The following is a 22,393-nucleotide window of genomic DNA, read 5'->3' on the forward strand; positions in this document are numbered from 1 at the left end:
GTTCGTCGTCCTTTCGGGATCGCCTGGAACCGTACTCCCAGGGGAACGGCCGTCCGGGAGGGACGACGATGGAACGTACGGCTGCACTCGCCTTCTGGGTACGTGAACCCGGCCGTGGTGAGATCAATTCTGTGGAAATGGCCGAACGTGGGCCGAAAGATGTCCTAGTTCGTACGCTTTTTTCGGGGGTGAGCCGGGGGACCGAGGCGCTGGTCTTCCGCGGCGGCGTCCCGGCGAGCCAGCACGAGGCCATGCGCGCCCCGTTCCAGGAGGGCGACTTCCCGGGACCGGTCAAGTACGGCTACCTCAACGTCGGCGTGGTGGAGGAGGGGCTGCCGCACCTGCTCGGCCGCACCGTCTTCTGCCTCTACCCGCACCAGACCCGGTACGTCGTCCCGGCCGCGGCCGTCACGCCCGTGCCCGACGACGTGCCGCCCGGCCGCGCCATCCTGGCCGGCACCGTGGAGACCGCCGTGAACGCCGTGTGGGACGCGGCGCCGCTGGTCGGCGACCGGATCGCGGTCGTCGGCGGCGGGATGGTCGGGTGCGCGGTCGCGGCCGTGCTCGCCGGGATCCCCGGCGCCCGGGTGCAGCTGGTCGACGCCGACCCGTCCCGCGCCGAGGTCGCGCGGGCGCTCGGCGTCGGATTCGCCCCGCCCGGCGACGCCGCCGGCGGATGCGACCTGGTCGTGCACGCCAGCGCCACCGAGGCGGGGCTGGCCCGCTCGCTGGAACTGCTCGCCGACGAGGGCGAGGTCATCGAGCTGAGCTGGTACGGGGACCGGGCGGTGCGCGTCCCGCTGGGGGAGTTCTTCCACTCCCGGCGGCTGACCGTGCGGGCCAGCCAGGTCGGCGCGGTGTCCCCGGCCCGCCGGTCGCGCCGCACCCACGCCGACCGGATGGAGCTGGCGCTGCGGCTGCTGGCCGACCCCCGGTTCGACGCGCTCGTCACCGGGGAGAGCGGCTTCGCCGACCTGCCCCGCGTGCTGCCCCGGCTCGCGTCCGGCGACCTGCCGGCGCTGTGCCACCGCATCGTCTACGCACCGGTCGAGGAGGCCGCCCTTGTTCAGCGTCACCGTCCGTGACCACTTCATGATCGCGCACAGCTTCAGCGGCGAGGTCTTCGGACCCGCGCAGCGACTGCACGGCGCGACGTACCTGGTCGACGCGGCGTTCCGCCGGCCCGAGCTGGACCCCGACGGGCTCGTGGTCGACATCGGGCTGGCCATCCGCGAGCTGGGCGCCGTCCTCGCGGAGTTCAACTACCGCAACCTCGACGACGTGGCCGACTTCGCCGGGGTCAACACCTCGACCGAGTTCCTCGCCAAGGTCGTCGCCGACCGGCTCGTGGAGCGGATCCGCGCGGGCGCCCTGGGCGAGCACGCCCACGGGCTGGCGGGACTCACCGTCACCCTGCACGAGTCGCACGTCGCGTGGGCGAGTTACGAGTGCACGCTGTGACGGCGTTGCGGGAGATCCACCCGCGCGACATTCACATCGTGCTGCCCGGCGACGTGGACGACCCGTCCGTGCCCAGCGGCGGCAACGTCTACGACCGGCGCGTCTGCGAACGCCTGGCCGCCGCCGGGCGGACCGTGCGGGAGACCGCCGTCCCGGGCGCCTGGCCGCTGCCGGACGGCACGGCCCGCGACGCGCTGGCCCGCGCCCTCGCCGCGCTGCCCGACGGGTCCGCGGTGCTGCTGGACGGGCTCGTGGCCTGCGGCGTCCCGGAGGTCGTCGTGCCGGAGGCGCGGCGGCTGGCGCTGGCCGTCCTGGTGCACCTGCCGCTGGCCGACGAGCCGGGCCCCTCCGACCTGGACGAGCGGGAGCGGGCGACGCTGCGCGCGGCCGCCGCCGTCGTCACCACCAGCCCGTGGGCGTCCCGCCGCCTGATCCGGCACCACGGCCTCGACCCGGCCCGGCTGCACGTCGCCGAACCGGGCACCGACCCCGCGCCGCTCGCGCCCTCCGGCGGGGAGGGGACGCGGCTGCTGTGCGTGGCGTCGCTGACCCCGCGCAAGGGCCACGACCTGCTGGTCGAGGCGCTCGCGACGGTGTCGGACCGGCCCTGGACCTGCGAGTTCGTCGGGCCGCTGCGCCGCGACCGCGCCCACGCCGACCGGATCGCCGGGCTCGTGCGCGAGTACGGCCTCGGCCGCCGCGTCCACGTCGCCGGGCCGCTGGGCGGGGCGGCGCTGGACGAGGCGTACGCCGCCGCCGACCTGGTCGTGCTGCCGTCCCGCGCCGAGACCTACGGCATGGTCGTGGCCGAGGCGCTGGCCCGCGGCCTTCCGGTGCTGGCCACCTCCGTCGGCGGCGTGCCGGGCACCCTGGGACGGGCGCCCGGCGGCGAGATCCCCGGGCTGCTCGTGCCGCCGCGGGACGTCGGCGAGCTGGCGTCCGCGCTGGGCCGCTGGCTCGACGACGCCGAGCTGCGCCACCGCCTGCGCGGTGCGGCCCTGGCCCGCCGCGAGACGCTCCCCGCCTGGGACGGCACCGCGCGCCGCCTCGCCGCCGTCCTGGACGGCCTCCGCGCCCCCGTGGCGGACGGCCCCGGCCTGAGGGAGGCCCGGTGAACCTTCCGGACGCGGCCCGCTTCACCCCCGACTGGCTGGCGCTGCGCGAGCCCGCCGACGCCGGCGCCCGCGCCGCCGAACTGCTGGCCCCGCTGCGCGCGCACCTGGCCCGCACGGCCGCGGCCGCGCCCCTGGTCGTCCGCGACCTCGGCTGCGGGACCGGCGCGCAGGCCCGCTGGCTCGCCGGGCGGCTGCCCTTCCCGCAGCGCTGGATCCTGCACGACCGCGACCCCGGCCTCCTCGCCCGCGCCCGCGCGAGCCTGCCCCCGTCCCTCCCGGCCGAGGCGCGCGAGGGCGACGTCACCGCGCTGACCGCCGCCGACCTGGCCGGGACCACCTCCCTGGTGACCGCCTCCGCGCTGCTCGACCTCCTCACCTTCGACGAGGTGGACGATCTCGCCGCCGCGGTCACCGGGGCGGGCTGCCCCGCCCTGCTGACCCTCAGCGTCGTCGGACGGGTCACCCTGCATCCCTACGACCCCCTGGACACCGTGATCACCGCCGCCTTCAACGACCACCAGCGCCGCTCCACCGGAGGCCGCCGCCTCCTCGGACCGGACGCCGTCACCGCCGCCGCCGGGGCCTTCGGGCGCCGCGGCGCCACCGTCCGCACCGGCCCCAGCCCGTGGCGGCTCGGCCCCGGCCAGGCCGCGCTGGCCGCCGAATGGCTGCGCGGCTGGGTCGCCGCCGCCTGCGAGCAGGAGCCCGATCTGCCCGGTGAGGAGTATCTGCGGCGCCGCCTCGACGCGTGCGCCGCCGGGAACCTGAGCGTCGTCGTCCACCACCGCGACCTCCTCGCACTGCCCGCGTCCGGCGGAGGTGAGGCGTCATGACCGGACGGAGCGACGGCATGGACACCCTCCTCCCCGCCGCGCGGCTCGCGCACGCGACGCACGCGACGCACGCGACGCGCACGGCGCGCACGGCGCGGGTCAGGCGCGCGAGGGCCCTCGCGCACGGCGAGACCGCCACGACGGGGGCGGACGAGGTCGCGGGCGGCGACGCGTCCCCTCGCCGGCGGGCGGGCCGCGGGCGGGCCGGGTACGGTCCCTGGCTGCGCACGCTCGCCGGGGCCGCCATCATCGGCGCGCTCATCTGGTGGCACAGCGCCGACGCCTTCGTCGCCGCGCTCGGTTCGATCACCGCCGGCTCGGTCGCGGCCGCGCTCGGCGTCGGCCTGCTGACCACCGTGTTCAGCGCCCTGCGCTGGCGGCTGGTCGCGCGCCGCCTGGGCCTGCGGCTGCCGTGCGGCGCCGCCGTCGCCGACTACTACCGGGCGCTGTTCCTGAACGCGGTGCTGCCCGCCGGGGTGCTCGGCGACGTGCACCGCGCGGTCAGCCACGGCCGCGACGCCGGCGACGTCGGCCGGGCCGTGCGCGCCGTCGTCCTGGAACGCCTCGCCGGCCTGATCGTCGTCATCGTGGCCGGGGCCGCCGTGCTGCTCGCCCAGCCCGCGCTGCTCGCCGCCATGGCCCCCGGCCTCCTCGGCCCGGCCGCCGTCGTCGCGGCGGGCGGTCTCGCCGTCGCGGCCGTCGTCGTCCTCGCCCGCGGCCGACTGGGGCGCGCGCTCTCCGCGGCCACGGCCGACGCCCGCCGCGTCCTGCTCGGCCGCGACACCTGGCCGGGGATCGTGCTGCTGTCCGCCGCCGGGTTCGCGGGCCACATCTCCCTGTTCCTGGTCGCGGCCCGCGTCGCCGGGGCGGACGCGCCGCTCACCCGGCTCCTCCCGCTGGTCGTGCTGGCGCTGCTGGCGATGGGCCTGCCGCTGAACGTCGGCGGCTGGGGGCCGCGCGAGGCCACCATGGCGCTGGCGTTCGGCGCCGCCGGGCTCGGCGCCGGTCAGGGCCTGGCCGTCGCCGTGGTGTACGGGGCGCTCACGCTCGTCTCCAGCCTTCCCGGCGCCGCCGTGCTCGCCGTCCGGGCCCTCCCCGCCCTCCGCGCCCCCCGCGCCGCCCCGGCGCTAGCGGTCGAGGGCGCGCAGGTGGTCCCCGAACGCCGTGACGAGCGCACCGAGAAGGTCCCGGCCCTTACGGGAGGAGGCCAGTGACGGACGCCCGACGACCCCCGAGTCGGTGTACTCGTCCAGTCCCAGGGTGAGCAGGTGCCGCCGGTCGCCGGCCACCACGTCGCCCGTCTCGTACCCCGGCAGCACCAGCTCGGGATGGGCGTGCAGCAGGATCGAGGTCTCGATCTCCCCGGCGTGCATGTCCTCGTCGACGGACGTGCGGATCCCGGCGGCGGTCACCGCGTCCGCCCAGTCCTGCACGCCGGGGAACAGGGCCATGTCGCCGCCGGCCTCCTGCACGAGGTTCCCCAGCACGTAGTTGCCGCCGTGCCCGTTCACCAGGACCAGCTTGGGCACCCCGGCCCGGCGCAGCGACTCCGCCACGTCCCGGACGACCGCGTACAGCGTCGCGGCCGAGACGCTCACCGTCCCGGGCCAGGCCGCGTGCTCGTGCGAGCAGGAGATCGTCACCGGCGGCAGCGTCCGGACCGGGTGGACGGCCGCGATCTCCCGGGCGAGCGTGCAGGCGATCACGGTGTCGGTGGCCAGCGGCAGGTACGGCCCGTGCTGCTCGAAACTGCCCACCGGCAGCAGCGCCACGGCGGCGTCCCGGCCGGCCTCGTCGGCGGTGGTCGTCATCGGAAGGAGGTACGCGCTCGCATCTGGACCCATGCCGACCGATTTTTCCTTATTCCGGCCCGGCCGGCACCCGCCCGGGAACCCGTGCCGCGGCGCGGGGACGCCCGAGGGCGGCCACGGCCACGGCGCCGCCGAGGAGCGCCGCGGCCACCATCCCGTCCAGCCAGTAGTGGTTGGCGGTGACGACCACCACCAGCACCGTCGCGGGCGCGTGCAGGGCCACCACCCAGCGCCACGGGCTGCGCGACACCCGCAGCACGGCCAGCACGACCAGCAGCGCCCAGCCGATGTGCAGCGAGGGCATCGCGGCGTACTGGTTGGCGAGGCCGTCCGCCGCCGCTTGTACACGGCGAACAGGGCCAGCAGCAGGGCGGCCTCGGTGAGCAGCGGCCGCACCCGCGCCGCCAGGCCGAGGGGCCCCACCCGCCTGAACGGGATCGCTTCGTTCGCCATGCCGGGTGCCTTCCGTACGAGCCTTCCGCGCCGACATCACCACCCTCGCCGTGAACGCCCCGCCGGACAGGAGACCCACCACCCGGACGGAGGAGCCCGAACCCCCCGATCCGTGGTGGACTTAACCCCACCCCCGGTGAAGGAGGAGCGTTGCGACCGATCCCCTGGGACGACGGCACGTGGCTCAACCCGCCGCCCTCGGCCGTCCGCGACGGCGGCGACCTGCTCGTCACGGCGGAGCGCGGCAGCGACTTCTGGCAGACCACCTCCTACGGCTACGACCGCGACTCCGGGCACGCCCTGCTCGCCTCCCTGGGCCCCGAGGCCGCCGTCGAGGCGTCGTTCGCCGCCGCCTTCACCGAGCAGTTCGACCAGGCCGGGCTGCTGGTCCGGCTCGACGAGCGGACCTGGATCAAGGCCGGGGTCGAGTTCGCCGACGGCGTCGCGCAGGCCGGGGCCGTCGTCACCCGCGACCGCTCCGACTGGTCGACCGGGCCCGTACCGGACTGGACGGGCCGTACCGTCACGATCCGGGCCAGCCGCAGCGGCAACGCCGTCACCGTCCGCGGCCGTGCCGAGGACGAACCGTGGCGGATGCTGCGCGTCGCGCCGTTCCCGGAGGGCGTCCCGGCCACGGCCGGGATCTACTGCTGCGCTCCAGAACGGTCTGGCCTGACCGTGCGCTTCACCCGCCTGGCGTTCGGCCCTCCGGACCGTTCCCTTCACGGCTGAGCTTCCCGTTCCTGACCGGCCGGCTGTAGATCCTGGTGATGCAGGTGGGGAGCGCGTCGTCCCACTGGTGGGAACGCGCCTTGTAGGCGCTGGGGCACTCGCCGACCAGCTCGGTGAACCGGGTGCTGAACGTGCCCAGCGACGAGCAGCCCACGGCGAAGCAGACCTCCGTCACCGTCAGGTCGCCGCGCCGCAGCAGCGCCTTGGCGCGTTCGATCCGCCGCGTCATCAGGTAGCTGTAGGGCGTCTCGCCGAACGCTGCGCGGAAGCTCCGGGAGAAGTGCCCGGGCGACATCAGGGCCGTGCGCGCCAGTGCCTCCACGTTCAGCGGCTGCGCGTACTCGCGGTCGATCCGGTCGCGTGCCCGCCGCAACCGCACCAGATCCTCAACCGAAGCCACCGCCCCAGCATCCCATCCGCCACCGACATCCGGACCCCGCGGGCCGCCCGGCCGGGACCGGCCGCCGCGGGCGGGCCGGATGCGCGGGTTGTTGCACGGGCAAGGGCCCGGCGCTGCGATCATGAACGGGTGAACGACGCATGGACAGTCCTGCCCTTCGAGGGCCTGGCGGGTGTGGTCCCGGAAGGGATCGGCCTCGGCGGCCGCCGCTCGGAGATCGCCGGACGCCTCGCCACGGCGTTCGGCCGCGGCCTGGGGGAGCGGCAGCTGTTCCGGAAGGCGCCCTGGGCCACCGGCCTGTGCGAGCAGTACGCGGACGGCGGCCTCATCCTCTTCTTCGACGACGTCGACCGGCTCGTCTACCTGGAGCTGTACGAACCGGCCCCGGTCTCCTACGCCGGTGTCGCGCTGCTGGGGCGCGACACCGGCGCGGTCATCGCGGACCTGGCCGCCGCGGGCTGCCGCCTCGTGGAGGGCGAGGAGGGGTACGACGTCCCCGACGCGGGGTTCAACCTGACCGGTGAACCCGGACTGCCGGTGGAATCGGTCGGGATCTACGCGAAGAACCCCGCCGAGAGCCTGCTGGGCATGTCGGGCGAGGAGCCCGTCGAGGCGATCTCCGAGCACCACCTGGTGTCGGGCAAGGGGACGCGGATCGTCCAGCTCGGCCAGGACAGGCTGCGCCTGCGCTCCGTGCTCGGACCCGCCCAGCAGAGCCGTCCCGACTACGGCGGGGAGAACCAGGACTGGTACTTCGACCACGGCCTGATCCTGGGATTCGACGGGGACGACCGCCTGATCTCCCTCGCCATCAGCTATGTCGGCCGTACGGGCACGGCGTGGTTCAACGGCGTGCAGCTTCTCGACCGCCCCTATGACGAAGTGGTCGCCGACCTGGGGGCGCAGGGCGTGCGGGTCGAGCGCGAGGCCCTGGGAGGACGCGCTCCCGAGCACGGCTTCGCGCTGCATCTCATAGGACTGCGGAACCCCGCGATGCCGGTCGTCGCCGTTTCCTTCACCGCCGAGAACGAGTCTGGCCACGACCAGAGCTGAGCCCGCGCCTTGGGGCGGACGACGTCATCGCCTGGGCATGCCGCCCAGCGGGCTGTTCACGACCATGGGGGCTGAACCCTCTTCAAGATAGGGGTGGTCTGGATAGTGCTCGATGTGGACGTGGCCGCCGTCCGTTGAAGCGGCCATGTCCTCGAGGACGTCGGCCAGCACGCCCAGGTGCTCGCGGTCGCCGCTGATGGTCAGGGTGCGGCCCCCGGCATCGGCGGTGAGAAGGACGAGGCCGTCCGCCGTGCGGACCGTCACCCGCGTGAGCGCGATCTCCCCGTAGGGGGAGGCGCCCTCCTCGGCCGGAAGCGTCCCGTCGCCGGACGCCACCAGCGAGGCCAGGCGCGACAGGCCGGCACGGTCGGACGACACGTCCACCATCGCGGTCGGCGGATGGAACATCAGTCTCATCCGCGCGATTCTCCTACGTTCGCAGCGTCGCAGTGGTCACAGCGCGCGGAGTCGGCGGCGCAGGAAATCGCGTTCGGCGCCGTTGTCCGTGCGGGCGATGGCGGCCTCGTACGCCTGGGCGGCCTCGAACGTCCGGTCCAGGCGGCGCAGGAAGTCGGCCCGGACGGCGTGGAACAGGTGGTAGCGGTCGAGATCGAGATCGTCCAGGAGGGCGAGGGCGGCCTCGGGTCCGTCGACCTCGGCCACGGCCACGGCGCGGTTGAGCGCCACGACCGGCGTCGGCGCGATCGCCAGCAGCTGGTCGTACAGCCGGAGGATCTGCCGCCAGTCGGTGGGCGGCGACTCGCTGTGCACCGCGTTGATCGCCGCCTGGATCTGGTACGGGCCCGGCCGCCCGCGGCGCAGGCAGCGGCGCACGAGCTCCCGCCCCTCCCCGGCCAGGTCGCGGTCCCAGAGGGCGCGGTCCTGGTCGGCGAGCAGGACCAGGCGGCCCTCCCCGTCCGTGCGGGCCGCGCGCCGCGACTCCTGGAGCAGCATGAGCGCCAGCAGCCCCAGGGCCTCCGGCTCGTCCGGCATGAGCCCGGCCAGGAGACGGCCCAGCCGGACGGCCTCGGCGCAGAGGTCCGCGCGGATCAGCCGGTCGCCGGAGCCCGCCGCGTACCCCTCGTTGAAGATCAGGTACAGCACGGCCAGCACGGCGCGGAGGCGGCCGGGCAGGTCGGCCTCGTCCGGCACCCGGTACGGGATCCGCGCGTCGCGGATCTTGTGCTTGGCGCGCACCAGCCGCTGCGCCATGGTCGGCTCGGGGACCAGGAACGCCCGCGCGATCTCGCCCGTCCCGAGTCCGCCGAGCAGCCGCAGCGTGAGCGCGACCTGGACGTCGGTCGCCAGAGACGGATGGCAGCAGGTGAAGATCAGCCGGAGCCGGTCGTCGTGCACGGGACCCTCCTCCGTGGAGCCCTCGGCCCGCAGCAGGGCGGCCTGCGCATGCCGGTCCTCGCGGGACGCCTCGCGGCGCAGCCGGTCCAGGGCCCGGTTCCGCGCCGTGGTGATGATCCAGCCCGCGGGGCTGGGCGGCGTGCCGTCCACCGGCCAACGCCGGACGGCCGCGGCGAACGCGTCCTGGACCGCCTCCTCGGCGAGGTCGATGTCGCCGAAGCGGCGGACCAGGACGGCCACCGCGCGCCCGTACTCCTCGCGGAAGACGCGCTCGATCCGCGGTGCCTCGGGGGTCAGTGCGATCCGTCCTGGAACGGCCGCACCTCGACCGGCAGCGTCGTCGCGCGTGACAGCTTCCGCCCCCATTCGAGCGCCGCGTCGAGGTCCTCGGCCCTGATCACGGTGAGGCCGCCGAGGACCTCCTTCCCCTCGGTGAACGGGCCGTCGGTCAGCAGCGGCTCGCCGTCCTTGGTCCGGACGACGGTGGCGGTCTCCGGGGCGTGCAGGCCGCCGGCGAAGACCCAGGCGCCGGCCGCGTGCATCTCCTCGTTGACCCTGCCCACCTCCCGCATGATCGGCTCGAGGAACTCGGGCGAGGGGGCGGGACCGGCGGGCTGGTAGATGCTGAGCAGATAGTGCTGCATGTCTCCTCCTTGCGAGTCCGTACGAGTCCGTGCGAGCCCGGAGCCGTTCCGGGTGCTCACCCTCTACACGAACGCCTTCCGCCCAGATCGACAGCCGACACCGCACTTTCCGAAAAAAGGCGTCCGGACCGGGGATCAGGCGGGGGAGGGGGCGGCGGCGGCGAGGGCGGTGTCGACGGCCTCGGGGGTCAGGATGTGGTCCAGGACCAGGGCCGCGCAGCCGATCAGCCCGGCGGTGTCGCCCAGGCGGCTGGGCTCGATGCGCAGGCGGCGGGTCGCCAGGGCCGTGGCGCGCTGGTAGACGACCTCGCGGACGCCCGCGATCAGCGGTTCGTACGCGCCGGTCAGGTCGCCGCCGAGCAGCACCACCGCCGGGTTGAGCAGGTTGACCGCGCCCGCGACGACCTCCCCGACGCGGCGGCCCGCCTCCCGGACGAGGGTCACGGTCTCCGGGTCGCCCGCGCGGGCGAGGGCGACCAGCGCGGCCAGGTCATCGGCGGCGGGGGAGCGGGCGAGCAGCGCGGCGCCGCCCGCGACGGCCTCCACGCAGTCGAGGTTGCCGCAGCGGCAGCGGACCCCGCCGCCGTCCCGCACCGGGATGTGGCCGATCTCCCCGGCCGCGCCGAGCGCGCCGCGCTGCACCCGGCCGCCGGCGATCAGCCCGGCGCCGACGCCGGTGGAAAGCTTGACGAACAGCAGGTCGCCGGTCTCCTGGCGGAACCGGGACTGGTACTCGCCCAGCGCCGCGATGTTGACGTCGTTGTCGAGGTAGGCGGGGACGCCGAAGCGCTCGGTGATGGGCGGGCCCACCGGGAAGCCCTCCCAGCGGGCGGGGGCGAACTCCACGGCGTCGGGCACGCCGATGCCCGCTCCGCGCACCGCGGCGACGCCGGTCCCTTCGAGGAGCCGGGCCCACTCGGTGAGCAGGCCGGGGAGGGTCGCCTCCGGGGTCCGGCCGGTGGTGATGCCGGCCTGGGCGAGGATCGTCCCGGCCAGGTCGGTGACGGCGACCTGGCCGCGCGACCGGCCCAGGTTGGCGACCAGGAGGGCGCCTCCGGAGGCGTTGAACGACAGCCGCGCGGGGGGACGGCCGCCGGTGGACGGGCCGTCGGCGCTCTCGGCGACCAGGCCGTGCGCGATCAGCGCGTTCACCCGGAGGGCCACGGCGGGCCGGGAGAGGCCGGTGACGCGGCCGATTTCGGCGCGGGTGGCGACGCCCTCCTCGCGGATTAGGCGGAGCACGTCCCCGCTGGACGACGGGCGTCGTGTCATCCGGTCAGTGAAGCATGGCCGTGAGGCTGTCACAAGCTCGCCCACTTTTGTTAATCGCCATGCCTAAGTAGGTTGTGATGCTTGCCCGAAGGGCTTAGTTTTGCCGAAGTCCTCCTCCCCCCGGCCGAGAGCAGGAGCGTCCCCATGACAGGCTCACCGCAGGCAGGCACACCGCGGGCAGCTGCACCGCACCCCGTCGTCGCGCGGGTCACCGAGCGCGTCGCCGAGCGCAGCGCGGCGCGGCGCGCCGCCTACCTGGGCCGGATCGCGGAGGCGCGGAGCCAGGGCCCCGCCCGCGCAGGGCTCGGCTGCGCCAACCTCGCGCACGGCTTCGCCGCCTGCGGCCCCACCGAGAAACTGCAGCTCAGGGGGACGACGGCGAAGAACATCGCGATCGTGTCGGCCTACAACGACATGCTGTCGGCCCACCAGCCGCTGCACGGCTACCCCGAGCGGATCAAGGCCGCCGTCCGGGACGCGGGCGGCACCGCCCAGTTCGCCGGGGGCGTGCCCGCCATGTGCGACGGGATCACCCAGGGCCGCGCGGGCATGGAGCTGTCGCTGTTCAGCCGGGACGTGGTCGCCATGTCCACCGCCATCGCCCTCGCGCACGACATGTTCGACGGCGCCCTGATGCTCGGCGTCTGCGACAAGATCGTGCCCGGCCTGGTGATCGGCGCGCTGTCGTTCGGGCACCTCCCGGTGATCCTGGTCCCGGCCGGGCCGATGGCCTCCGGGCTGCCCAACGCGGAGAAGGCCAGGGTCCGCAAGCGGCACGCGGCGGGCGAGATCGGCCGCGAGGAGCTGCTGGCCGCCGAGGCCGCCTCGTACCACTCGCCCGGGACGTGCACCTTCTACGGCACCGCCAACTCCAACCAGATGCTGATGGAGGTCATGGGCCTCCATCTGCCGGGCGCCAGCTTCGTCCCGCCGGGCACGCCGCTGCGCGACGCGCTCACCGACGAGGCCGCGCGGCGGGTGCTGCGGCTGACCACGCCGGTCGGGGAGATGCTGGACGAGCGCGCGTTCGTGAACGGCGTCGTCGCGCTGCTCGCCACCGGCGGCTCCACCAACCACACGCTGCACCTGGTCGCCATGGCCGCCGCCGCGGGCATCGAGCTGACCTGGGACGACTTCGACGAGCTCTCCTCGGTCACCCCCCTGCTGACCCGGCTGTACCCCAACGGCACCGCCGATGTGAACCACTTCCACGCCGCGGGCGGCACCGCCTTCCTCATCGGGCAGCTCGCCGACGCCGGGCTGCTGCACGAGGACGCGCGCACCGTCGGCGGCGAGACCCTGGCCGCCTACCGCCGCACCCCGGAGCTCACCGCCGAGGGCATGACCTGGGTTCCGGCGCCCGCCGTCTCGGGCGACCCCGAGGTGCTCCGCCCGGTCGACGAGCCGTTCGACGCCCAGGGCGGCCTGAACACCGTGCGCGGCAACCTGGGCCGGGCCGTGATCAAGGTGTCGGCCGTCCGGGACGAGCACCGCGCGATCGAGGCGCCCGCCCGCGTCTTCGACTCCCAGCAGCAGCTCCAGGACGCCTTCGCCGCGGGCGAGCTGGACGGCGACCTGGTCGCGGTCGTCCGGTTCCAGGGGCCGCAGGCCAACGGCATGCCCGAGCTGCACAAGCTGACCCCGCCGCTGTCGGTCCTGCAGGACCGCGGCCACCGGGTCGCGCTGGTCACCGACGGCCGCATGTCGGGCGCGTCGGGCACGGTCCCGGCGGCCATCCACGCCTCCCCTGAGGCGGCCGCCGGCGGCCCCCTGGCCCGCGTCCGGGACGGGGACGTGATCCGGCTCGACGCCGGCAAGGGCCTGCTGGAGGTCCTCGTCCCCGACGAGGAGTTCGCGGCCCGCGAGCCCGCCGCGTCGACCGCCCCGCCCGGCGACGCGGGCACGGGCCGGGAGCTCTTCGCGGCCTTCCGCCGGGCGGTGGGCCCCGCCGAACGGGGTGCCGGGGTCTTCGCATGACCGGGTACCCGTGGCTGGTCGCGGACGTGGGCGGCACCAACGCCCGCTTCGCCCTGGTCGAAGGGCCGGGGCGGCCGCCCGCCCGGATCCGCGCCCTGCCCACGCGCGACCACGCCGGTCTCGCGGAGGCCGCCGCCGCCTACCTCGCCGGCCTCGACGCGCGCCCCGCGGCGGGCTGCCTGGCGATCGCGGGCCCGGTCGCGGACGGCCGCATCAGGCTGACCAACGCGGGCTGGGTCCCCGACTCCGTTGACCGGATCCGCGCCCACCTGGACCTTCCCGACCTTGAGGTCGTCAACGACTTCGCCGCGCTGGCCCTCTCCCTCCCGCACCTGGACCCTCGGCGGGATCTGCGTCCGATCGGCGCCGCCTCACCGCCCGCCGCCGACGGCACCGCCCCTCTGGCCGTCCTGGGCCCGGGCACGGGTATGGGCGTGGCCGCCCTGGTCCCGGTACCAGGGGCGGCGACCCGCTGGATCCCGCTGCCCGGTGAGGGCGGCCACGTGGACGTGCCCGCCGCGACCGACCTCGAGATCGAACTGATGCGCCTGCTCCGCGCCGAACTCGGCGTGGGCAACGCCGAGTACCTCCTCTCCGGCGACGGCCTGACCCGCATCCACCGCCTCCTGGCCCTGATCCACGGAATCAAGACCGCCCCCCTTACCCCCGCCCAGATCACGCAGGCGGACGACGCCCTGCGCGCAGAGGCGGTCGAGGTCTTCTGCGGACTGCTCGGGTCCTTCGCGGGGAACGTCGCGTTGACGCTCGGCGCGCGCGGAGGGGTGTACCTCGGCGGCGGTATCCTGCCGCGGATCGCCGACACGCTGGAGGCCAGCGGGTTCCGGCGCCGGTTCGAGGGCAAGCCGCCGGTTGAGGACTTCCTGCGGGCCATCCCGACCGCGCTCATCGTCCATCCGCATCCGGCGCTCGTCGGTGCCGCCGCGCACCTCGCCCGAAGCCGTGACACCTCATTCCTGGAGCCCGTGTGAAAGCCGAAGAACTGCTGGACCTCGCCCCGGTCGTGCCCGTCGTGGTGCTGGACGACCCGGACGCGGCCGTACCGCTGGCAAGGGCGCTGGTGGCGGGAGGGCTGCCGGTCATCGAGGTCACGCTCCGCACCGAGGGCGCCCTCGCCGCCATTGAGCGGATCGCCGCCGAGGTGCCGGACGCCGTCGTGGGCGCGGGCACGATCGTTCAGCCCGAGGACGCGGAGCGTTCGGCGCGGGCGGGCGCGCGTTTCCTGGTCAGCCCCGGTTGCACCGGCCGTCTCCGCGAGGCGATGACGGCGACGGCGCTGCCGTTCCTGCCCGGAGTTTCCAGCGCCTCGGAGGCGATGGCGCTGCTGGAGCACGGGGTGACCGCGATGAAGTTCTTCCCGGCGGAGGCGGCCGGGGGCGCGCCGTACCTGAAGGCGCTGAACGGCCCGCTGCCCCAGATCCGCTTCTGCCCGACCGGCGGCGTCACCCAGGACAACGCCACCCGCTACCTGGGCCTCCCCAACGTGGGCTGCGTCGGCGGCAGCTGGCTGACCCCGGCCGACGCCGTCCGGGACGGCGACTGGGACCGGATCGAGGACCTGGCCCGCAAGGCCGCCGCCCTCCGCTGAGGCCCCCGGCCGCGGGGCCGGGGGCGTGTCCGGCCCTAGCGGGGGCGGGTGCGGCGGACGGCGACCGCCAGGACGATCGCCTTGACCGTCCAGACCAGCAGCGCCAGTTGCAGCACCGCCAGCATCGCCGCGCCCGGCCCGACGGTGAAAGCCACGATCATGAACACGCCGATCATCAGCGGGAACGCCGGGAACGGGCCGTGCCGGTGGCCGTGGCGACGGGCCGGATGGCCGTGCGCCCACGCCGCTTGCGGCCCGCCGTGCGGGTGCCACGGCGCCGGGTGGCCGTGCCCGCGGGCCCGGGACGGTTCGGGCAGGCCGTTGTCCCCGGGCAGGTCGCGGACGACCGCCTTGAGATCGCCCTGGGTCTTGGCGGCCAGTGTCGCCGTGAGCCGCTCGTCGAGCTCCTCGCGGTCGAGGCGGCCCGCGGCGAAGTGCTCGTGCAGAGCCGCCGTCACCGCGTCGCGCTCGGCGTCACCGATGCGCATGTCGTCCAGACGGGTCGTCACCGTCGTTCACTCCTCCGGGGTGTCGCGGGTGGTGGGGCCCGGATCGGCCTCGTCGTCCTCGGCCAGGATGAGGTAGAGCCTGCGCCGGGCGTCGGCCAGCACCTCCTTGGCCTGGGCGACCTGCTCCGGCGACCCCGAGTGGACGACCTGCATCAGCGCGGCGCCGGTCTGGGCCGCGTGCTTGAACAGGTCGGGCACGCCCTCGCCGAAGTCGGGCGTCATCTCCGCCCAGGGCTCCGACAGCTCGTCGGCGTGCTCGGCGACGTGCGCGCGGCCCTCGTCCGTCAGCTGGAACGTCTTGCGCCCGCCGTCCTCCTCACTGCGGATGAGCCCCTCGTCGGCCAGCTGCTGCAGCGCCGGGTAGACCGCGCCGGGGCTCGGCTTCCAGCCGCCGCCGCTGCGTTCGTTGATCTCCTGGATGATCTGGTAGCCGTTGCGCGGCTCCTCGGCCAGCAGCGCGAGGACGGCCGCGCGCACGTTCCCCTTGCGCGCCCTCGGCCCCCGTCCGCCCGGGCCCTTGGCCCACGGTGGACGGCCCCGGCCCCACGGGCCGCCCCAGGGGCCAGGCCCGGGAGGCGGACCCCACGGCCCCGGGCCGCCGCCGAAGAACCATCCGAAACCGCCCGGTGCGTCACCGCGGGCCTTCGGGCCGCAGCCGGCCGCCCAGCCCCGTGCGTGCCCGTGCTCATGCCCGCGCTCATGCCCGCGCGCCGCGTGCGCCGCCAGGTGGGCGGCCTTCGCGCCGAGCGCCGCCGCGGCGAAGGCCCAGCGCAGGTCCGGACCCGGTCCGTGCGTCGTCCCCATGTTCTCCACCGCCTTCCGAGATCCCTCTTTGATCTCTCGCGATACGACAACGATATATCGAAGACGAACGCAGAGGCCAGTAGGTTCCCGCGGTCGCTGCGGGGAAGTGAACGACCCGGGAGGCGTGCCGTCCGGCGGCCTCCGCGTGCGAACGTCCTGGCAGGAGGGGTGGGACCGGCGGGGACAAGATAACTTGATATCGAGATAAATCAGAGATAGCTTGACGTCAAGAGAAAACCCGCGGAAGTTAGGCGGACCCGGGTCCCGAGCAGGCTTGCCACTAGGGCAGGATTCAGGGAGATGACCATCCGCCCGCCGCGGATCGCCGCACCGCCCGGCAGGCAGGGGCGACGGCCGCGTGGGCGCCGGTATCGACCGGTATATCGACACATGACGCAAGCGTCGCGCGCTCACGTCCCGGACCCGACGCGCGACGGTGACGGAGGAGGAGTCCGTGTCCGCGAACAGCTTCGGCAGCCGTAACACGCTGCAGGTGGGCGAAAAGTCGTACGAGATCTACCGGCTGGACGCCGTCGAGGGCTCGGCCCGGCTCCCGTACAGCCTCAAGGTGCTGCTGGAGAACCTGCTGCGCACCGAGGACGGCGCCAACGTGACCGCCGCGCACATCCGCGCGCTGGCCGGCTGGGACTCCCAGGCCCAGCCCAGCAAGGAGATCCAGTTCACCCCGGCCCGGGTGATCATGCAGGACTTCACCGGCGTGCCCTGCGTGGTCGACCTGGCCACCATGCGCGAGGCGGTGCGCGACCTGGGCGGCGACCCGTCCCGGATCAACCCGCTCGCGCCCGCCGAGATGGTCATCGACCACTCCGTCATCGTCGACTACTTCGGCTCGCCGGACGCCTTCGAGCGCAACGTCCAGCGCGAGTACGAGCGCAACGGCGAGCGCTACCAGTTCCTGCGCTGGGGCCAGACCGCGTTCGACGAGTTCAAGGTCGTCCCGCCCGGCACCGGCATCGTCCACCAGGTCAACATCGAGCACCTGGCCCGGGTCGTGTTCGACCGTGAGGGCGTCGCCTACCCCGACACCTGCGTCGGCACCGACTCCCACACCACGATGGAGAACGGCATCGGCGTCCTCGGCTGGGGCGTCGGCGGCATCGAGGCCGAGGCCGCGATGCTCGGCCAGCCGATCTCCATGCTCATCCCGCGGGTCGTCGGCTTCAAGCTGACCGGCAAGCTGCCCGCCGGCACCACCGCCACCGACCTGGTGCTCACCATCACCGAGATGCTGCGCGAGCACGGCGTGGTCGGCAAGTTCGTCGAGTTCTACGGCGAGGGCGTGGCCGCGCTGCCGGTCGCCGACCGCGCCACCATCGGCAACATGAGCCCCGAGTTCGGCTCCACCTGCGCCATCTTCCCGATCGACGGCGAGACCCTGTCCTACCTGCGCCTCACCGGCCGCACGGACGAGCAGGTCGCGCTCGCCGAGGCGTACGCCAAGGCGCAGGGCATGTGGCTCGACCCGTCCGCCGAGCCGGAGTTCTCCGAGTACCTCGAGCTCGACCTGTCCACCGTGGTGCCCTCCATCGCCGGGCCCAAGCGCCCGCAGGACCGCATCTCGGTCGCCGAGGCCAAGCAGACCTGGCGCCGCGACGTGCGCAACTACGTCTCCGCCGGCAGCATCCTGGGCCCCGCCGACGAGGCGTCGGACGAGTCGTTCCCGGCCTCCGACTCCCCGGCGATCTCCCGCGGCGGCAACGGCGACAAGCCGCGCCGGCACGCCGCCGACGGCGCCACCCGGCCGAACGCCCCGACCCCGGTGACCCTCGCCGACGGCACCACGTTCGAGATCGACCACGGCGCCGTCGTCATCGCCGCGATCACCTCCTGCACCAACACCTCCAACCCCTACGTCATGGTCGGCGCCGGGCTGCTGGCCAAGAAGGCGGTGGAGAAGGGCCTGACCCGCAAGCCGTGGGTCAAGACCTCCCTGGCCCCCGGCTCCCAGGTCGTCACCGGCTACCTGGAGCGCTCGGGCCTCGCCCCGTACCTCGACAAGATCGGCTACAACCTGGTCGGGTACGGCTGCACCACCTGCATCGGCAACTCCGGCCCGCTGCAGGAGGAGATCTCCAAGGCGATCAACGACGCCGACCTGGCGGTCACCTCCGTCCTGTCGGGCAACCGCAACTTCGAGGGCCGCATCAACCCCGACGTGAAGATGAACTACCTGGCCTCGCCGCCGCTGGTGGTCGCCTACGCGCTCGCGGGCTCGATGGACGTCGACATCCTCAACGACCCCATCGGCGACGGCGTCGACGGCCCGGTCTACCTGCGCGACCTCTGGCCGTCCGCCGAGGAGGTCAAGGAGATCGTCGAGGGCTCGATCGGCCAGGAGATGTTCCTCCAGGACTACGCCGACGTGTTCAAGGGCGACTCCCGCTGGCAGGAGCTGGCGATCCCGACCGGCGACACCTTCGAGTGGGACGCGGCGTCCACCTACGTCCGCAAGGCCCCCTACTTCGACGGCATGGGCATGGAGCCCGCCCCGGTCACCGACATCGGCGGCGCCCGCGTGCTGGCCAAGCTGGGCGACTCGGTCACCACCGACCACATCTCCCCGGCCGGCGCCATCAAGGTCGGCACCCCCGCCGCCGAGTACCTCCAGGACAACGGCGTCACCGCCAAGGACTTCAACTCCTACGGCTCGCGCCGCGGCAACCACGAGGTCATGATCCGCGGCACGTTCGCCAACATCCGGCTGCGCAACCAGCTGCTGGACGACGTCGAGGGCGGCTACACCCGCGACTTCACCCAGGAGGGCGCGCCGCAGTCGTTCATCTACGACGCCGCGCAGAACTACGCCGCCCAGGGCACCCCGCTGGTCGTCATCGCGGGCAAGGAGTACGGCTCCGGCTCGTCCCGCGACTGGGCCGCCAAGGGCACCGCGCTGCTGGGCGTCCGCGCGGTCATCGCCGAGTCCTACGAGCGGATCCACCGCTCCAACCTCATCGGCATGGGCGTGCTGCCGCTCCAGTTCAAGGAGGGCGAGTCCGCCGCCTCCCTCGGCCTGACCGGCACCGAGACCTTCGACATCACCGGCGTCACCAAGCTCAACGAGGGCGGCGTCCCCGACGAGGTCACGGTCAGCGCCGACGGCAAGGAGTTCACCGCCACCGTCCGCATCGACACCCCGGGCGAGGCCGACTACTACCGCAACGGGGGCATCATGCAGTACGTCCTCCGCAACCTCCTGCGCAAGTAGCCTGACCGGCACGAACGGACGGGCCGCCTCCCCCTGGGGAAGGCGGCCCGTTCCGCGTTCCGGGCGGGGGAGCGGCGCCAAGGGGTGGGGCGGTCGCCGGTGCGGTGGGGCGGGCGCGGTTGGATCGTGTCATGGCTGAGTTCAAGAACAAGATCGGGGACCTGGACGTCTATCCGCTCGCGCTCGGCGGGAACGTCTTCGGCTGGACCGCGGACCGGGAGGAGTCGTTCGCCGTCCTGGACGCCTATGCCGGAGGCGGCGGGAACTTCGTCGACACCGCGGACACCTACTCGGCCTGGGTGGAGGGCCACCGGGGCGGCGAGTCCGAGGAGATCATCGGGGAGTGGCTGGCGGCGCGCGGCGGCCGCGACCGGATGGTGCTGGCGACCAAGGTCGGGGCGCACCCCGAGCACCGCGGCCTGGCCGCCGGGACGATCAGGGCCGCGGCGGAGGCCTCGCTGCGCCGCCTGCGCACCGACCGGATCGACCTCTACTACACCCACACCGACGACCTCACGGTGCCGGTCGAGGAGATCATCACGGCGCTGGACGAGCTCGTGCGGGAGGGCAAGGTCCGGCACATCGGCGTGTCCAACATCGAGCCGGAGCGGCTGGAGGCGTCGCTGGCGTTCAGCGACCGCGAGGGCAAGGCCAAGTACGTCGCCATCCAGGCCCACTACAACCTGGTGTCCCGCGACACCTACGAGGGCGCGCGGATGCGGATCGCGCGGGAGCACGCGCTGGCGGCCGTGCCGTACTACGGGCTGGCCTCGGGCTTCCTCACCGGCAAGTACCGCGCCGGGGTCAGGGTCGACAGCGCCCGCGCGAAGAAGGCCGGCGCGCATCTGGGCACCGAGCGCGGCCGCAAGGTCCTGGACGTGCTGGACGAGATCGCCGCCGACCGCGGCGTGCCGGTGCCGACCGTGGCGCTGGCCTGGCTGCTGGCCCGGCCCACCGTGGTCGCGCCGATCGCCAGCGCCCGCACGGTGCGGCAGGTGCCCGCGCTGCTGAAGGTCGCCGAGCTCGCCCTCACCGCGGAGGAGGTGGAGCGCCTGACGGCCGCGTCCGCGTGATCGTCCCTTCGCCGGTCGGAAATCGGGGGATGTAACGTTCCAGCCCATGCCCTCACTCGAATTCCTCCTGGTCGGAGGGCTGGCCGCGCTCCTCGGCGCGATCGTGCAGAGCAGCGTCGGGCTGGGCGTGGGCCTGGTCGCCACCCCCGTCGTCACGATGTTCTTCCCCTCGCTGATGCCCGGTTCCATCCTGGTGGCCGCGACCGTGCTGCCGCTGGCCACGATGGCGCAGGAGATCAGGCACGCCGATCTGAAGGGCCTGGGCTGGGCGTTCGGGGGACGCCTGGCGGGGACGCCGCTGGGCGTCTGGGTGGTCGCCGCCGTCCCCGGCCGGGCCCTCGGCGCGATCGTCGGCGTCATGGTGCTGGCCGCCCTCGGCGCCGGCCTGTGGACGGGAAGGGTCCCGCGCAACCGGGCCACCCTCACCACCGCCGGCCTGGTCGCCGGGACGACCGGGACCGCGTCCGCGATCGGCGGCCCTCCGATCGCCCTCCTCTACCAGCACGAGAGCGGCCCCAAGGTGCGGGCGACGCTGGCGGTCTTCTTCACCGGCGGCGCCCTCCTCTCCCTCGCCACCCTCGCCGCCGGGGGACAGCTGCCGGGCGAGCAGGTGAACGCGGGACTGGCGCTGACCCCGTTCGTGCTGGCGGGATTCCTGGTGGCGGGCCCGGTGCGGCGGTACGTGGACGCGGGCCGCATGCGCACCGGCATCCTCGTCGTCGTGGGCGCGTCCGCCGTGACCCTGATCGTGCGTAGCCTGATCTGATGCGTCCGACCAAGGCCGACCTGGACGCGGCCCGCGACCGCGTCATCCCCGACGTCCTCCCGTCCGGCGGCGAACCGCTGCGCGTGCTGTTCTGCGGCATCAACCCGGACCCGCACGACTGGACGGGCCGCCTCCCCCGACGGGGAGGCGGCCCGTTCCGCGTTCCGGGCGGGGGAGCCGGGCCAGGGCCTTCGGCTGTGGGTCCTGCCCAACCGTTCCTAAGGACTGTGCATGAGTTGCTCAGCCGCGCGCCCCGAACGGTCTTGGACGCACTGGTCCCCGGCGTACTCGACCCCGGGGCGGCGACACGCATCCTGTGCGTGGTCCGTTCCCGGGAGGCCGGTTCCCTATGCGACCTGGCCATGTGGGCTCGACCAGAGGCGACGGGGAGGCCCCAGACCATCACTCCGGTGGAAAGGGGGCCCCGCACGCTGACACCGAACCCGGCGTCCCAGGTTGCGCTACTGAAAGTACGGAGGCCAACACAAAACGTCAAGTCCGATCACTTGATTACCCGCATGTTCACTCAACCGACCTCACAGGCGAACAGTTCGCACCCCAGCGGCCTCAACGCGAGCTGGACGCTCGACAGGCTCGCCGGGGAGTTCGGCCGCCTCCGCGACTCCGCGCTCGGCTGAAGCGGCGCTCAGGGGGCGGGATTGGCCGGCGCCGGCGTCGGTGCCGGGGCGAGCATCATCTGGACCTTCGTCATGAGCGTGGGAGCGGGCTCCCACAGGCTCGGGCGGCCCAGCGCGACGATGGGACGCGGCAGGGCCCGGACGGAGGTCAGCTGCCAGTGGTGGGCGCCCGCCTCGGCCCAGGGACCGCAGTCGCAGGCTTCGCCCTGGAACCCGGCCGAGCAGACGTGGTCCAGCTCGGCCATGGCGATGACCGCGCCGATCGTGGCCAGCGGGTCGCGCGGGTCCCAGCCCGCGGCCCGGATCAGCGGGGAGTCGCAGGCCTTGAGATCGACGCGCATGGAGGCGTGGATGAGCAGCGGGCCGCGATAGGCGGTGGGCACCGCCTGGTTGGAGATCGCCCGGCCGCCCCGGGCGATCGCGAACGCCCAGGGCTGCTGAATGCTGATCGCCTGCACGCGGTCTCCTTTGTCGTGCTCGACTGGTGTCCCCGTCCCGGCCGGTGTCCGCGGGGTGGGCCGGACGCTCGCCGCCTCGGGCGGCCTTGCTCGGCCGGGCCGTGAACGGGGTCAGAAGTGATTTTCCCCGATTTGTCGTTATCGGCCAAGCCAGGCACGCCGGGCCTGGACCGTTCCCCCTCCGGATGGGAGAGGGGGAACGGCGC

23 protein-coding genes are annotated in these 22,393 nt (G+C 74.2%); 13 read left to right on the top strand and 10 right to left on the bottom strand.

Going from position 1 to position 22,393, the window contains the following annotated elements:
- Window positions 1–68 precede the first annotated feature (68 nt).
- The 5 genes from ACFPZN_RS24180 to ACFPZN_RS24200 are packed head-to-tail and all read left to right on the top strand — an operon-like array spanning window position 69 to window position 4,623.
- The gene (locus ACFPZN_RS24180; protein WP_378284404.1) at window positions 69–1,085 is read left to right on the top strand and encodes a zinc-dependent alcohol dehydrogenase; all 1,017 of its coding nucleotides are present in this window, start codon (window positions 69–71) and stop codon (window positions 1,083–1,085) included.
- Window positions 1,063–1,461: a 6-pyruvoyl trahydropterin synthase family protein gene (locus ACFPZN_RS24185; protein WP_378284405.1), complete on the top strand. Its 399-nt coding sequence runs from the start codon at window positions 1,063–1,065 to the stop codon at window positions 1,459–1,461. Before ACFPZN_RS24180 ends, ACFPZN_RS24185 begins: the two co-directional genes overlap by 23 nt.
- Entirely contained in the window at window positions 1,449–2,576 is a 1,128-nt protein-coding gene (locus ACFPZN_RS24190; RefSeq protein WP_378284406.1) for a glycosyltransferase family 4 protein, read from the top strand. Before ACFPZN_RS24185 ends, ACFPZN_RS24190 begins: the two co-directional genes overlap by 13 nt.
- Window positions 2,573–3,409: a class I SAM-dependent methyltransferase gene (locus ACFPZN_RS24195; RefSeq protein ID WP_378284407.1), complete on the top strand. Its 837-nt coding sequence runs from the start codon at window positions 2,573–2,575 to the stop codon at window positions 3,407–3,409. Before ACFPZN_RS24190 ends, ACFPZN_RS24195 begins: the two co-directional genes overlap by 4 nt.
- Complete coding sequence (locus ACFPZN_RS24200) at window positions 3,406–4,623, top strand: lysylphosphatidylglycerol synthase transmembrane domain-containing protein (protein ID WP_378284408.1); 1,218 nt, start codon at window positions 3,406–3,408, stop codon at window positions 4,621–4,623. Before ACFPZN_RS24195 ends, ACFPZN_RS24200 begins: the two co-directional genes overlap by 4 nt.
- Here ACFPZN_RS24200 and ACFPZN_RS24205 read toward each other — a convergent pair.
- On the bottom strand, window positions 4,537–5,220 hold the full coding sequence (locus tag ACFPZN_RS24205; protein WP_378284409.1) for a creatininase family protein: 684 nt from the start codon (window positions 5,218–5,220) through the stop codon (window positions 4,537–4,539). The genes ACFPZN_RS24200 and ACFPZN_RS24205 overlap by 87 nt on opposite strands.
- 49 nt (window positions 5,221–5,269) lie before the next feature.
- On the bottom strand, window positions 5,270–5,710 hold the full coding sequence (locus tag ACFPZN_RS24210; RefSeq protein ID WP_378284480.1) for a phosphatase PAP2 family protein: 441 nt from the start codon (window positions 5,708–5,710) through the stop codon (window positions 5,270–5,272).
- Between the two features lie 113 nt (window positions 5,711–5,823).
- On the opposite strand from ACFPZN_RS24210, the gene ACFPZN_RS24215 reads away from it, so the two are divergent.
- Entirely contained in the window at window positions 5,824–6,405 is a 582-nt protein-coding gene (locus ACFPZN_RS24215) for a DUF1349 domain-containing protein (protein ID WP_378284410.1), read from the top strand.
- Here the strand turns inward: ACFPZN_RS24215 and ACFPZN_RS24220 are convergent.
- Complete coding sequence (locus ACFPZN_RS24220) at window positions 6,359–6,805, bottom strand: helix-turn-helix transcriptional regulator (protein WP_378284411.1); 447 nt, start codon at window positions 6,803–6,805, stop codon at window positions 6,359–6,361. The genes ACFPZN_RS24215 and ACFPZN_RS24220 overlap by 47 nt on opposite strands.
- A gap of 129 nt (window positions 6,806–6,934) precedes the next feature.
- Here ACFPZN_RS24220 and ACFPZN_RS24225 point away from each other — a divergent pair, with 129 nt between their 5' ends.
- A complete protein-coding gene (locus ACFPZN_RS24225) occupies window positions 6,935–7,858 on the top strand; it encodes a hypothetical protein (protein WP_378284412.1) in 924 nt (307 codons plus the stop codon).
- Between the two features lie 24 nt (window positions 7,859–7,882).
- Here the strand turns inward: ACFPZN_RS24225 and ACFPZN_RS24230 are convergent, their stop codons facing one another.
- From ACFPZN_RS24230 to ACFPZN_RS24245, 4 genes are all read right to left on the bottom strand, one after another.
- The gene (locus ACFPZN_RS24230; RefSeq protein WP_378284413.1) at window positions 7,883–8,275 is read right to left on the bottom strand and encodes an Imm32 family immunity protein; all 393 of its coding nucleotides are present in this window, start codon (window positions 8,273–8,275) and stop codon (window positions 7,883–7,885) included.
- Between the two features lie 36 nt (window positions 8,276–8,311).
- A complete protein-coding gene (locus tag ACFPZN_RS24235; RefSeq protein ID WP_378284482.1) occupies window positions 8,312–9,517 on the bottom strand; it encodes an RNA polymerase sigma factor in 1,206 nt (401 codons plus the stop codon).
- Window positions 9,508–9,858: a YciI family protein gene (locus tag ACFPZN_RS24240; protein ID WP_378284415.1), complete on the bottom strand. Its 351-nt coding sequence runs from the start codon at window positions 9,856–9,858 to the stop codon at window positions 9,508–9,510. Before ACFPZN_RS24240 ends, ACFPZN_RS24235 begins: the two co-directional genes overlap by 10 nt.
- Before the next feature lie 135 nt (window positions 9,859–9,993).
- Window positions 9,994–11,130, bottom strand: coding sequence for an ROK family transcriptional regulator (locus ACFPZN_RS24245; RefSeq protein ID WP_378284416.1), 1,137 nt, complete (start codon window positions 11,128–11,130; stop codon window positions 9,994–9,996).
- A 144-nt stretch (window positions 11,131–11,274) separates the two neighbouring features.
- Here ACFPZN_RS24245 and edd point away from each other — a divergent pair, with 144 nt between their 5' ends.
- Genes edd through eda form a run of 3 tightly spaced genes read left to right on the top strand, consistent with a single transcriptional unit; the run spans window position 11,275 to window position 14,713 of the window.
- Window positions 11,275–13,107, top strand: coding sequence for a phosphogluconate dehydratase (edd, locus tag ACFPZN_RS24250; RefSeq protein WP_378284417.1), 1,833 nt, complete (start codon window positions 11,275–11,277; stop codon window positions 13,105–13,107).
- Window positions 13,104–14,096, top strand: coding sequence for a glucokinase (gene glk, locus ACFPZN_RS24255; RefSeq protein WP_378284418.1), 993 nt, complete (start codon window positions 13,104–13,106; stop codon window positions 14,094–14,096). The genes edd and glk overlap by 4 nt, the downstream gene beginning before the upstream one ends.
- Window positions 14,093–14,713 carry a bifunctional 4-hydroxy-2-oxoglutarate aldolase/2-dehydro-3-deoxy-phosphogluconate aldolase gene (gene eda, locus ACFPZN_RS24260; protein ID WP_378284419.1) on the top strand — a complete coding sequence of 207 codons (621 nt, stop codon included), beginning with the start codon at window positions 14,093–14,095 and terminating at the stop codon, window positions 14,711–14,713. Before glk ends, eda begins: the two co-directional genes overlap by 4 nt.
- A 35-nt stretch (window positions 14,714–14,748) precedes the next feature.
- Here eda and ACFPZN_RS24265 read toward each other — a convergent pair whose 3' ends face one another.
- Window positions 14,749–15,222 (bottom strand): DUF1707 SHOCT-like domain-containing protein, encoded by a 474-nt coding sequence (locus ACFPZN_RS24265; protein ID WP_378284420.1) that lies wholly within the window; start codon window positions 15,220–15,222, stop codon window positions 14,749–14,751.
- A 6-nt stretch (window positions 15,223–15,228) separates the two neighbouring features.
- Entirely contained in the window at window positions 15,229–16,026 is a 798-nt protein-coding gene (locus ACFPZN_RS24270; RefSeq protein WP_378284421.1) for a PadR family transcriptional regulator, read from the bottom strand.
- A gap of 454 nt (window positions 16,027–16,480) precedes the next feature.
- Between ACFPZN_RS24270 and ACFPZN_RS24275 the strand changes: the two genes are divergently transcribed.
- From ACFPZN_RS24275 to ACFPZN_RS24285, 3 genes are all read left to right on the top strand, one after another.
- Window positions 16,481–19,252: an aconitate hydratase gene (locus tag ACFPZN_RS24275; RefSeq protein WP_378284422.1), complete on the top strand. Its 2,772-nt coding sequence runs from the start codon at window positions 16,481–16,483 to the stop codon at window positions 19,250–19,252.
- A 131-nt stretch (window positions 19,253–19,383) separates the two neighbouring features.
- On the top strand, window positions 19,384–20,325 hold the full coding sequence (locus tag ACFPZN_RS24280) for an aldo/keto reductase (protein WP_378284423.1): 942 nt from the start codon (window positions 19,384–19,386) through the stop codon (window positions 20,323–20,325).
- 46 nt (window positions 20,326–20,371) lie between these two features.
- Window positions 20,372–21,091, top strand: a complete 720-nt coding sequence (locus ACFPZN_RS24285; protein ID WP_378284424.1) for a sulfite exporter TauE/SafE family protein — start codon at window positions 20,372–20,374, stop codon at window positions 21,089–21,091.
- A 646-nt stretch (window positions 21,092–21,737) separates the two neighbouring features.
- On the opposite strand, the gene ACFPZN_RS24290 is transcribed toward ACFPZN_RS24285, so the two are convergent.
- The gene (locus tag ACFPZN_RS24290) at window positions 21,738–22,187 is read right to left on the bottom strand and encodes an ASCH domain-containing protein (protein WP_378284425.1); all 450 of its coding nucleotides are present in this window, start codon (window positions 22,185–22,187) and stop codon (window positions 21,738–21,740) included.
- Window positions 22,188–22,393: the final 206 nt, after the last annotated feature.

The organism is Actinomadura rugatobispora (assembly GCF_042656285.1).
Lineage (GTDB): Bacteria > Actinomycetota > Actinomycetes > Streptosporangiales > Streptosporangiaceae > Spirillospora > Spirillospora rugatobispora.